This window comes from Algoriphagus aquimarinus (assembly GCF_007997215.1).
GTDB classification, from domain to species: domain Bacteria; phylum Bacteroidota; class Bacteroidia; order Cytophagales; family Cyclobacteriaceae; genus Algoriphagus; species Algoriphagus aquimarinus_A.
This window is the reverse complement of record NZ_VORW01000010.1, coordinates 121,734-134,050: the sequence shown is the minus strand read 5'-3', so window position 1 is coordinate 134,050 and position 12,317 is coordinate 121,734. Positions and strand designations below refer to the sequence as shown.

The following is a 12,317-nucleotide window of genomic DNA, read 5'->3' as shown; positions in this document are numbered from 1 at the left end:
TGAAAGCCAACCAAACGGCCCTATTTCCAACCTAGTGGGCTTACATTCCAATTTCACCCAAAAATCTCCTCTGATTAAGTTCTTTTCAACCTCTCTGAGAAATTCTTACTTTAGTCGGACACTAGTGATTTAAAATGAAAAGAATTTAAAATTATCGCTGGTTGGTTCTGCCTCGGCGGACGGGGGTTGATAATTGAAAATTGAACATTGATAATTGATCATTGATCTCGGGAGGGGAATTGCAACTTGTGTAAAAGGATAACCGAACTAGGGGCTCAATTGGAGTTGGTTTAATTATTATCAATCTTTAATGAATTCAATCATTGGCGACACTACTAATCACATAACTCAGAAGGATTTTAATGGATTTCAGTAAAATTGAAAAGATTCATCCGGTTTTAATCCTTGTAGTGGGGACTTTGGTCATATATACCTACTTTTTCTTGTTAATTGATGGTTCCTATTCCCCTTATTACGGAGATGAGTATTTCTATTTTAAGAACGCTGAAAGTTTTGCTAAATCCCTAAGTCTCAAGGCTCCGTTTACCTATAGTGGTTTTGGTTCAAGGCTATGGGGAGTGGATGCTCACGGGCCTGCCTACCCTATTATTTATGGAGGAGTATCCTTAGTAATTGGCTGGAGCAACTTGAATATTGTACTAATTAATGCAGGAGTTCTACTTATTTCGCTTGCTGTATTGAACCTCAGAAAAAAAGCTACTTGGAATGAAAAGCTACTTCAGACTTTAGTAGTATTAGGCTCCCCCTTTGCATTCTTTTATTCTACCACTTTTTTACCTGAACTAATCCATGTAGCTGGTGCAGTATTTCTGTTCTTAGCAACAAATCAGTATATCCGAAGGCCTGATAAGAAAAGCTTTGCTATCCTAATCCTTTTAATTCTTGGGTTAGGATTGATCAGAAGCACCTGGTTTTTTGCATTTATTGGGTTACCCTTGCTCATAGAAAAATCAGGCTCAGGATGGAAATGGTTATTTATCCCATTGGGTTTGTGCCTTCCTTTCCTTATGCAATTCTATCTGCATGAGCAAGTTCCAAACACATTTTCCGAATTAGGTATGTTGATAGAATCAGGAAATTTCGGTGATGCTTGGAACAGTATTTTTTTCAATAGTAAGCGCAATGTATATTTTGCGATACATTTCACTGAGGGGAAATTTTATACCCTTCAGAAAATATGGATTGGATTATCACTTCTTAGCTCCCTGTATTTTTTAAGAAAAAGCAGAGTCCTTCTTTTTGGATCCTTTATACTTAGTGTTATCCTGATTTTCAATATTGTTCTTTACAAGAATTACGACTGGTCTGAGTTGAGAATGTACACTCCGATGGCTATATTTTTAAACTTATCGCTGATCTCAACAAACAGGAAATTGGCCTACGGTCTAGTAGGCTTGAATTTCATATCCTTCCTACTGGTAATCCCACTTCAGCAAAAGTTAATTCAGTTGAGAATGAATCCAAGTGTGAAAGTTATACCGGTAGAAACCATCTTGGAATTAGAAGAACTCTCCGCCCCTGTGATCATGTTGGATTCCGTATTACTTCAAACTTACTCACTTAGCCATCTGCCGATAGTAAGCAATAAAGGAGAAAGAATAGAATATATTTTGCCTTACTATGCGATTGAAACCAAACCCTACAATTACTTTTTAGGTACCAAAAATGGTCAAATCAAGGTTTCAAATGCAAAAATTCTTACCCAATAGGCAAATCCAAATACTACTTGAAGTAAGTACACAGCAACTAAAAATTTTGTGTTAAAAGTGAAGAGATTGCTTTGAGATCTGTAGTCTTTGAGGATAATAGAAAGAATACTCATGTAATTCAAAAAAAGCGCGATGGGGATCTGCCAGTAAAAATTCGCATGGTATTGACGAAAACCAGTTTCTGAAAACAAGAAATAAACGATAAAGGAAAACATCAAAAGGATAAAAGTGAAGGTAAACATTGAGTCTTCGAAAGCAGTCTTCCTCCAGAGGAGCAAAAAACAAATAAGCAGAGGAATACTGCTTAGCAAATCCAGAATAGGTTGGTGTGAATAGTGAAGCCAAATTTTAAAGGGGCTAATGATTATTTGTGAGATCTCATCTGGGTCATATAACTTTTCCCGAATTGGATCCCAGGTAAATATCAAGTGCTTTTCAAGTAAAATAAGGGCAATAAAAATCAGCATTATTAAGATAGACTTCCAAAGCATAGGTGAAAATCTTCTTTCCTTAATGAATATGTAAACAGGCAAGGCAGGAACAAAACAGAATAAAAAACTTGGCTTGATTAACAGTAAGACTAAACCCATTGCAATAATCTTGTAGATTCTATTTGGTGATTGGTCTTCACTCCATTGTAAGGTTTGAAAACAAAGGAGGATAGAAAATGGAAAAACGGCAATTGTGGTCGAATTATGCCAGATAGTGGGTGTGAACTTACCCAAATACCAAAGCCCTTCATCTATCCCAGGTAGATAAATAGGCCCTAAAAAAATAACGCTTATTGAAAGTAGGAATAGCTTAGTATTTGTGAGATCAATCTGAGTTTTAAAGAAATTAAAGACTATCCTATACTTCCACCACAAAAATAGGGTGAGAACCAGAATAGAGCTTAATACAAATGGATGTCGAAAGCGGGCTACCAAATCTACCAAGTAGATTAACCCATAATATCCTGGAGGAATCGGAAAGGATCCAGCATCTAAGTAGTCAATTAAAATAAAATTATGAATTTTGATATCAACAAGATGTTTGAAATTCATAATCATAAAAGTGATAGTGAAACTATATAGTCCCACTATCAGTAAATCATATTTCCACTTTTTAATGCCAGCCCAGAATTCCTTCATTCGTTAGAAATTAAAAGTACCTGATCACAAGTGCTAGGTTGGTTTATCATACCCTTAAAATAAGAGGCATTATTGGCATAGGTAGCCGAATCCACTAAATAGGCTCTGCTGCTTAAGGAATCTAATTGAGAAGACCTCACTAAAAGTGTTGGCCAACCTAAGACCTGAAAAGGTAAGGGATTGTCAAATACCAACTCATGGTAGACTTCACCAGCGGCAATTAGCACCACCTCATCTATTCCTTCCGCTTTGAGGTTTTTTAGTTGATTTTTAAGCTTTTGGCTTGAGGGGAAATTTTCTGAGCTCTTGGTATAGGAGAAAAAATGAAAGCAAATACCAAGTACTAACAAGGTTCCTATGGACCTTGAAAGATAGACTGGTAGTGATCCTTCAGGAGATTTATCTAGGGAGATCAAGAAATAAAGTAAAAACAGAATTGCGTAGATCTGAACCTTTATCAGGTAGAACGGAGATAGAAGCACCAAAACAGCAGCTAGCAAGATTAGCACAATCAATTGTTTTTTGGATTTCCCGAAAAGCGTGAAAGCAATGAAAAACACCATGATGGAAACCAGGAAGGTCTCATGTTCAATATAGGTATGAAGGGATGTGTAAATTGATGGCAATGTATATTGTCTAGTCCTTTCCGAATTTAGAAAGACTTTCCATTCTCTTAGCTTAAAAGCCAAATCAGGAACTTCTTCGAAGTCAATCAGTCCATTTGAATAATGGTAAAGTTCGGGATGACTCTCTTTAAAATCTTCTTTATTCAATTGTAAAACCGGATGGTCAAACACTGAAGATCTAAGCTGATTAAGTTTCCTGAATTCATGATCTGTGCTCAGGACAGTTAGCGAATAGGAGAATGCTAAAAAGATGATTGGGATAAGAAGTGCGCGGTAAATCCTATTCTCCCGGAATACCAGCACATTTAAACCCAGCATTCCGATAAAAATCAACATAGGAACTTCCTGACGTATTAACAGTCCTGCCAGAATCAGTAAATCAGAGGGGTAGATTTTATACCAGTTTGCACTATTTGTTCTGCCCAGTTCAAATCTTTTTGACAGTCCGGCAGCTATGGCAAATGCTGCCACGATGGAAAACTGAAGGAAAAACAAGAAATGTATAAATAGACCGAAAAGAAATAGCGCCCAACTAAGCTTAGTCCAAAAAGTGCTGCATTTCAGAGTAATCTGAATCAAAAAAACCACATAGGCTAGATACATCACCAAAAACCATGTCAGTGGATACCAAGGGACAATTGGAACGAAGGTATAGAGTTTGGAAAAGATCCAGCTGAGGATGGGGTGGATAAAAACCGCGTAGGATTCTGGGGTTCCGGTATAGGCTCCGGAAACCAGCCACATCATGATTTCATCATCATTTACCTGAAATCTCCAAGGCAAAAACCAAATGATAATCATTGCTCCCAGACCGAGAAATGACCAGAACGAAATAAAGGGGCTAGACTTTATTTTCTCCATAAAATCTGTAATTCTTCTCCATCGGGAAGCTGCATATAGTTCTTAGAAAAATCGCTTTTCACAAAGGAAGGTAAGGAATCCAGAGGGTAAAAGAGCAGGACTTCAGCCTGATATCCAGAAGGAAAAAAATACTCTGTTTGACTCTTTGTCCAGAAGCCTGGTGACTTGGGAGAGGTTTTATCCAGAAGATACGGGATTCCGGGAATTCTATAGAAAGCCAAAAGTTGATCTTGATCCTGAGCAAATGGTTCAATGGCCGTTAACAGATCAAGCTGTTTCTTGGTGAGCTTAATACTTTTTCCATTTCCATAGCTCCATTTCTGTGTGGCCATCCACAGTGGTTCTTGCTGAAAAGGATGAATCCAGATTCCATTTACCACCATTATTAAAGTAAGTACCCCAACTGCCACACTCATTTGTTTAGCAAGTCTAGCATGAATAAGGCTACCTACATATAGGGCGGCAAGAACCCAAAAGACCCAATAATGAATTCCCAATCGAAGCCAATAGACATTACTTCCCAAATGCAGCAGGAATGGCAGTAGTAAAAGTGTAGCCAATAAAAATCGTTGATGGGAGGATATGGATTCGAAGGACAGGCGCGGAGCAAAATAGGCAAGAACTGCTACCGTAAGCAGCAATACAAGATGGTTCCACTCCTGCGTGATGGCTGTGAAGTAGGCTATGCATCCTAATAGAATCAGGGCAATGAAGAGGATAGTATACTTCAGTTTGGGAGCTGAAGTATGAAGTTTGCCGGCAATGAAAAAAGGGATGGAAACTAATGCTAGCCAAGAAAAGCCGACAATTGAGTATTTAAGTAATAATAGAAAGGAGTATTCAGCGCGATGTCCCATCATTTGGCGGGCTTCCACTAGGCGGGAAAGTGCAAAGTCACCCAATGTCAGATACAGGATTGATTCTATAATTGCCAAAGGAATAAGAAGACCAAGGATGTAAGTCCACTTGAACTGTTTGCCATAAATCATCCAGAGTATAGTGATCATGCCTAGTCCCAAGCTAGCGGTGATTTTAGTATAGGCCATACAGGCGAGCAGCAGGCCTATTAGGAGGTATTGAGTAGTGGTTTTATTTCTAATGGAGATCAACGTCAACCAAAAACAGGCTATTACTACGCTCAAAGAATTATAAGATAAGCTTTGAGGCAAAAAACCATAGCCTGCGAAAAGTCCAAGTAAGGCCAGTAAATAATGTTTGAAGGAAAGCCTATCTGCTTGGGTAAATGTCTTCCAGAAGTATGTGAGGGAAAGCGCGGCTGACAAGTAGAGGAACAAGCGGAGCAGCCTCAAACCAACAATCCCAAACTGAATTCCGGTGAGCTTGTAGAAGAGTTTGAAGAAAAGATCATAGTTGAAAATTCCTGCGATATTTTCCTGCTCTGGAAGTGACAGTAAAGCATAAAGTCCTTCGTCGGAGATATCAAAACCACGATTCACCGCGAAGAGAATCAGTAGAAGTGATAGAGAGGTAAAGCCTGCGAGAAGTTTGATCAATAGGTTGGAGTTCGTTGTTAGTTGTTTCCGCCACGGCGGTCGGGGGTTGTTGGTGGTTGGTTGGTTGTTGGGAATTGGTCTTAGAAAAGTAAAAAGGTACTGAGAATTTTGAGAATATTTAGTTTTATTCAGCTAGTCAATGGTAGAATATCCATAGCAAACCTTGTAATAATACTATTCTGTGGAGAACTTTCAGGTGTATAAGCAAAAAAATACCCTGTATAGGGTATTTTTTTCTGAGAAGCACTTGATACCTTTATGTCAGGGTGATTAAGCAACTTTTCAAACACTACTTTTTCTAAGAAAATATTAAAGGGATTTTTTATAACATTTTTTTATCCCTTTTACTTTTACCCACCCCCGACCTACCCCCAACCCCTAAAGGGGAGTGAACCCCCGGCCCCTAAAGGGGAGTTTGACAGTGGTAGATGATAGATTTAAGTATTAAGACGGAAGACGGAAGTCTTAAGAATCAAGATTTAAGATTTAAGACTTAGTACTTGCTACTCAGTACGTGGCACTCTAGTAATACCTTACTTCACCCCACCCCCACCCCCAACCCCTAAAGGGGAGTTTGTCAGTGCTAGACGCAAGACTTTGTACTTGATACTTGATACTCAGTACTTAGCACTCTAGTAATACCTTACTTCACCCCACCCCCAACCCCTAAAGGGGAGTGAACCCCCGGCCCCTAAAGGGGAGTTTGACAGTGCTAGTCTGTAGACTTTGTACTTGATACTTGATACTAAGTACTTGATAATTATTTCTCTAGTAATATCTTACTTCACAATTTGGAATGGCGCTTTTGAAATTATCTACAGCTCTGCTACTCAGTCGAGTATTGAAGCAGGATAATTTTCTGAGGTTTGTAAGTCCTTCAATAGGTCTTAAGGATCGTAGATTGGTACTGGCCACATCCATTTCTTCCAGATGAATCAATCCTTCCAGACCTTTCAGAGTCTTTAGGTTGGTACCTGAGATATTTAGAACCTTCAGATTCATCAAACCAGCTAAGGGATCCAGGTCTTCTATTCCAGAATTACTGATATCCAGTTCCTTCAATAGAGAAAGACCCTTCAATGGGGAGAAATCAACAACCGGCACTTGGGAAATTCTAAGTTTCTCCAATAGTTTGAGTTCGGAAATAGGAGCTATGTAACCTAAAGGCGCATCAAAGATCACTAGGGAGCGAAGGTTGACAAAGGCTGTAAGTGCATGGATATCATCCACAGAAACACGCTCGAAGGTAAGAGAAGACTTTTCTGTCAATGCATGAAGCTGCTCAGTAGATGGTGCTTCAGGTAGTGAGAACTGTTTTTTGAAGATTTCCTTCCAGCCATCATTAAGTCCCTCCCACCAGGCATTCAATTCCTCAGTACGGTAAACGATAGTCAAGCCAGGCTTGTGAATGAGGACTTCAGGTACTTCATCAGTGAATATCTCTGAACTATTGACATTCAGGTAGGTTAGATTAGGAAGGCTAGTTACTGTAAGAATACTTGATACAGGGCTTCCATCCAGATTGATTTTCACCAATTCCTCATTTGATTTCAGAGGAGAAATATCTTTTACCTGAGAATTTTTTCCGGTGATTTCCACCAAGGTTTTCACTTCGCTGAGGGAAATAATTTCAGAAACAGGATTATCTGAGAAATCCACCTTGGTAAGTTTAACGAATCTGGTGATAGGATTTAAAGTGTTGATACCGGCTCCGCTCAAATCGAGTTCTTCCAGGCCTATGGTACTTGTAAGTATTTCTACGCTAGGATTGTCAGTGGTAATTCTTGGATTGGCTTTTTTCAAGCTTGATTTCCAAGCATCCGATAATCCAGTCCACCAGCTTTCCAAATCCTTCACATGATGGATCAGTAAAACCTTAGGGTTAGTTCGGATGAAATTGTCAGAAGCCAAAACAGATAGTTTGGTTTCATCTGCCAAAACTTTACTCAGATCAGTTTTACCGTTCAGAGCTGAAATATCAGAGACTTCAGTGCCTGTGATATCCAAGACTTCCAGATTTTTCAAACCTGCCAAAGGTGCCAAGTCCTGAATATTGGTGCCTGATAAATTCAGATTCTTTAAGGATGATAAATCAGAGAGTTGGCTGAAGTTGACCAGGTAATTATTGCTCAGGTCAAGGTTCTCCAGTTTTGATAGATTCTTGATGTTTTCGGTATTATTAAATCCGCTTTTAGAGATATAGAGGCTTTTGAGGCTGTCGAATTGATTGAGTACAGCAAAGCTCATGATGGGAGTTTCTTCCACACGCAGAGATCTGATTGATTTCAGGTTGACCAATTCGCTAATATCTCGTATCCTAGTGTTAGAAATATCCAGGTGTTCTAAGCGGTCTGAGTACTTAATAAACTGTATATCAGAAGTAGGGGTATTGGATACATCCAGGTATTCCAGGAATGTCACATTAGAAATAGGCCCTAATTCGGTGATTTGAGTATTGCTTAGGTTCACATACTTCAGATTCCGCATAGCTTCCATAGGACTGAGGTCCAACAGGGTATTAGTACCGGAAAGGTCGAGGGAATCGACCTCTACAAACTTGTAGAGCATGTCTACATTAATGGAATCAAACTGACCTAGGGCGAAGCGGTTTCTAAAGTAGTCTTGCCAGTGCGGATCAAGAACTCCCCACCATTCTGTAAGTTCTTCGTCGCGGCTTACTTTGGTGGTGTATACGCTGGCGATTTTCAGTTCTTGAGTTTTGGTATCCAGATTGACCTCGACGAAGCGAGGTTTAGTATTGGATATTTTCTCGTTGTTGATACCGATAGCGGTGATAGTTCTATCTAGGGAGGCAGTAAAGTACACATCCCCATTATCTTTCTGGTGAGCCTTTACGTCTCTTATTTTAAATTTAAAATTGACATCCTTGTAGAAAAACTCTATGTCTTTGAGGTAGGCAGTTACATTTTTATTGGTAACGACTTTTCTGTCTAGCAGGAGATCATCTTCTACCTGAACTTCTCCATCACGGAAAATCTTCAAATAGCTTTCACGGATGACTACATCCTTATCTCTAGACTGAGTTTCGGCGGATCCAATTGTATTGAGCAGGTATTCTAAAAAGCGTACCTGATCTTCTACTTTAGCCGAATAGTCATCTATTTCAGCTTTGGTATAGCCTTTTATAGTCTGAGCAATTCCGGAGAAGTTCAAACCAAAGAGAAGAAAACTTAGATAAATGGTCTTAGTTCTGATCATAAATGTATTTCTGGATAGTTTCCTTGTCACCAGGGTTAAGTTTGACAAGGTTTGAAATCAGCCAACCTGTATTAAAGCCAGGGCGGTTGAATTGTTGTACTTCAAAATACCAGCCTTCTATTTGGAAGAAGTGAAATTTAACATCGGTTACGGTTTCGTAGCGGAGGTTATTTTGTTTCATTTCGTACAAAAACAAGGTCAGGTAATCGGGTTTAAAACTCGATTCTGTGAATGATTCAGGTCTTTTTGAGTCCTGAAAGGCTCTTCTTAGGTTCATAAAACCAAGCTCATGACTTAGTGGGTGTAAAAAGTCTTTTGAGTCGCCTACAGGCTTGTTGAATATGTCCTTGAAAGGGGGAAAAGACACCTCATCTATTACCCATTCGTACCCTAATCCTTCAGGTTGAATTTTCAATATGATGGTTGCAGTTTCTCTTTTTCCTTTGTAGAGGAATATTGCTTGTACTTCCGAATACCAACCTTCTCTATGGAAGTTTAAGTATTTGGGATAGTTAGGTGAAAGCACAGAATCAGAGAACTGAGTTTTCAAGTCTTGATTTACTGAGGAGGTTTGATTGTCAAAAAGTATTTTCAAAAACCCATTTCTCAGTGGAGTACTATGATAGTCTTTGTCGCCAGGGTAATAGCGCACATTGCCATCCGTAGGGGACTCTTCTCCATTAAATCTTCGGAAGAATTGGTTTAGTTGTTTGGTAGAAGCGGCAAACTTGCCATCATCTTTAATCGTCCCAGGGCTTCCTATTCCCTGCCCTGAGACGATTGAGATGCTTGCGATTAGTATCGCAAAAATTAAAGTTACTATTCTCATGCGGAGGTTTCAGTCACTCTCACGTCACCTAGCATGACGTCCCAGAATTCGATGGTTCTACCAGCGATTTGGGTTTGCTTTTTCTCGACGTAGATCGTGATATCTTTCTTAGTTGTGTCTTTGTAATTCATACCTGTCTCGATAGATGTTCCTTCAAAACGTTGGAACACGGTAACTACACCTACGTATCTTCCGTCAGGCTGTCTTTCAAGGTCAGAGATGTACTGGATATCGTACCAAGTGATGTTTACTCTATCATAGTTCAAAGCCATCAAACGCTCAAAATAACGTCTTACTTTGTAATAAGCGATTTCGTTTGTATTGATACTGGAAACGCCCATTTCAGCTCCTGGAGAGAAAAGTTCTTCGGCACGGTCCATCACACGATTTGCTTCAGAGAACTGAGTCTCTTTGCTACCGATGATGCTGATATATTTACTTAAATCTTTTACTTTCTCTAGTGCAAGTGAGTCAATAGCTTGCTTTCTAGCTGGGCTAATTGTTTCTGACTGAGCTAATACGCTTGCTGAAGTAGCGAGGAAAAGGCCCAGGAAAAGGATCATTATATTTTTCATGTGTAATTTATTTTTTCAGATGGGCGATTATTTTCTTCTAAGCTCCAATTCAGAGACCTTACCATTAGCATCCATGCGGATATCGCTGATGTAATTCAAGTTCTTTTTGGTGTCTTTCAAGTACTCCAAGTACTTTTTGATTGTAGTAGGCTCATCGTAATCCTTAATTCCGTTTTCTTCGTGAATTACGATCAAAACTGGAGTTTCCTGGTTAGAGAACATACCAAGAACTTCTTGGATAGTCTGGTTTGCAATGGACGCATTACCTGCTGCAGCTACGCTGTTAAAATAATTTTCCAGTTTACCGACTGCAATTTCTTCTGCTGAAGATACTGGTGCAGGAGGTGGAGCTGGCTGTTGAACCTGCTCAACTGGCGCTGGAGGTGCAGGCTGTGCTACTTTCTTTTTACTCTTACATGCACCCATAGCCAACATGGCTACCAAGGCAATCATAAGTGAGCGGTTAACCGAAATAGAGAACAATTTTTGCTTCATTTTGGGGATTAGATTAAGATGATGAGGTTTTTTAATTTTTTAAAACAGGGGCTTCCCCTACTTCTTGATTTGGGTACAAAGTAAATAAAATCATATGATTAACTCACAATAGGTATCGCAAATCAAAAATGCTTTCTGTTAATAATTTCAATTGTCCTCTGAGCGGTGAATGAGTCCCGAGAGCGGTTACTCCATAGGGTTTCAAAACCACTCATTTTACGAGTATTGATATATCAATAAGTGATCCAATGATTTTTGGAAAATGTAAAATATTTATGAAATCGGTGGAAAAAGTTCCAAAATCAACAAAAAATACCCTATGCAGGGTATTTTATTTGTGTCTTTAAGGTCTCAACTTTGATTTAGCGTTAAGTTTTAATTGTGGCAGTAGCCATATAAAAAAAGGCCCAGAGTTTCTCTGGGCCTTTTTATTTAGAATGTTGTTGGTTGGGCGTATTTGAATACTTTTTAAGAAGTAAGGACTTAATACCCAGATAGACCAGGCCAACCCCTACTATCATCCCTATTCCCAAATAAGAGCTAGGGGTAGTTTTTGGATAGATAAAAAACACAAAGTTGATCCCCAGCTGAAGAGCTGCATAGGCTAAGGCAATATTCACGTGCGAATTTTTACCTTGATTGGCGAGTATTTGGTACAGATGAGATCGATGTGGCTCAGATATTTTCTCGCCTTTTCTTAGTCTATCTGCTATAGTAAGTACGGCATCGGCTCCATATACCAATAGAAAGAGTACTACTGTCCAAGATCCTGATGTCAGATACCACTGAATAAGTAGGTATATCATCAAGTATGCGAGGGAAATACTCCCTATGTCACCGGCAAACATCAAAGCTTTTTTACGCAGGTTGAAGAGCAGGAAAACGCAAATGGCCAGAATCTCATAGCGAAGCAAATACTGATCGAATATCCCTGTGTAAATATTCACTGCAAGCATAGACCCTAAGAATACAAGGCCATATAAACCAGTAATACCATTGATACCATCCATGAAATTGATCGCATTGATGATACCCAAAGAAATAAAATAGAGGACAGGCAGAGCCAACCAATTTACATGTAGGAAGACATCCAAATCGTAAAAAGCCATGGTCAAGGCGACGAATTGAATGGCGAAGCGTATTTTACTTGATATAGTGTATATATCATCTAAGAGGCTAATCGCTGCAATCCAAATAATCCCCAGAACCATCCAGGTATGATGAAAATCAAAAGCCATCCACCAAAAGATAACGGCCAGAGGGAACAGTATCCCACCTCCTCTAACAGTGGAGTGGATGTGTGAGCTTCGATGATTGGGCTTATCAATGATATTGAAT

General features: G+C 39.3%; 9 protein-coding genes. 1 reads left to right on the top strand and 8 read right to left on the bottom strand.

Going from position 1 to position 12,317, the window contains the following annotated elements; genetic code table 11:
* Positions 1–362: 362 nt before the first annotated feature.
* Positions 363–1,730 carry a hypothetical protein gene (locus ESV85_RS14715; protein WP_146918842.1) on the top strand — a complete coding sequence of 456 codons (1,368 nt, stop codon included), beginning with the start codon at positions 363–365 and terminating at the stop codon, positions 1,728–1,730.
* Here ESV85_RS14715 and ESV85_RS14710 read toward each other — a convergent pair.
* From ESV85_RS14710 to ESV85_RS14675, 8 genes are all read right to left on the bottom strand, one after another.
* Positions 1,691–2,860, bottom strand: coding sequence for a hypothetical protein (locus tag ESV85_RS14710; RefSeq protein ID WP_146918840.1), 1,170 nt, complete (start codon positions 2,858–2,860; stop codon positions 1,691–1,693). The two genes, ESV85_RS14715 and ESV85_RS14710, sit on opposite strands and share 40 nt — an antisense overlap.
* On the bottom strand, positions 2,857–4,347 hold the full coding sequence (locus tag ESV85_RS14705) for a hypothetical protein (RefSeq protein ID WP_146918838.1): 1,491 nt from the start codon (positions 4,345–4,347) through the stop codon (positions 2,857–2,859). The genes ESV85_RS14710 and ESV85_RS14705 overlap by 4 nt, the downstream gene beginning before the upstream one ends.
* Complete coding sequence (locus tag ESV85_RS14700; RefSeq protein WP_146918836.1) at positions 4,335–5,861, bottom strand: hypothetical protein; 1,527 nt, start codon at positions 5,859–5,861, stop codon at positions 4,335–4,337. The genes ESV85_RS14705 and ESV85_RS14700 overlap by 13 nt, the downstream gene beginning before the upstream one ends.
* 768 nt (positions 5,862–6,629) lie before the next feature.
* Positions 6,630–9,110, bottom strand: coding sequence for a leucine-rich repeat domain-containing protein (locus tag ESV85_RS14695; RefSeq protein ID WP_317130794.1), 2,481 nt, complete (start codon positions 9,108–9,110; stop codon positions 6,630–6,632).
* On the bottom strand, positions 9,067–9,909 hold the full coding sequence (locus ESV85_RS14690) for a hypothetical protein (RefSeq protein WP_146918834.1): 843 nt from the start codon (positions 9,907–9,909) through the stop codon (positions 9,067–9,069). Before ESV85_RS14690 ends, ESV85_RS14695 begins: the two co-directional genes overlap by 44 nt.
* Positions 9,906–10,484 (bottom strand): hypothetical protein, encoded by a 579-nt coding sequence (locus tag ESV85_RS14685; protein ID WP_092902127.1) that lies wholly within the window; start codon positions 10,482–10,484, stop codon positions 9,906–9,908. Before ESV85_RS14685 ends, ESV85_RS14690 begins: the two co-directional genes overlap by 4 nt.
* 27 nt (positions 10,485–10,511) lie before the next feature.
* The gene (locus tag ESV85_RS14680; RefSeq protein ID WP_146918833.1) at positions 10,512–10,979 is read right to left on the bottom strand and encodes a nucleoid-structuring protein H-NS; all 468 of its coding nucleotides are present in this window, start codon (positions 10,977–10,979) and stop codon (positions 10,512–10,514) included.
* Between the two features lie 428 nt (positions 10,980–11,407).
* Positions 11,408–12,217 (bottom strand): UDP-GlcNAc--UDP-phosphate GlcNAc-1-phosphate transferase, encoded by an 810-nt coding sequence (locus tag ESV85_RS14675; RefSeq protein WP_191322021.1) that lies wholly within the window; start codon positions 12,215–12,217, stop codon positions 11,408–11,410.
* Between the last annotated feature and the right edge of the window lie 100 nt (positions 12,218–12,317).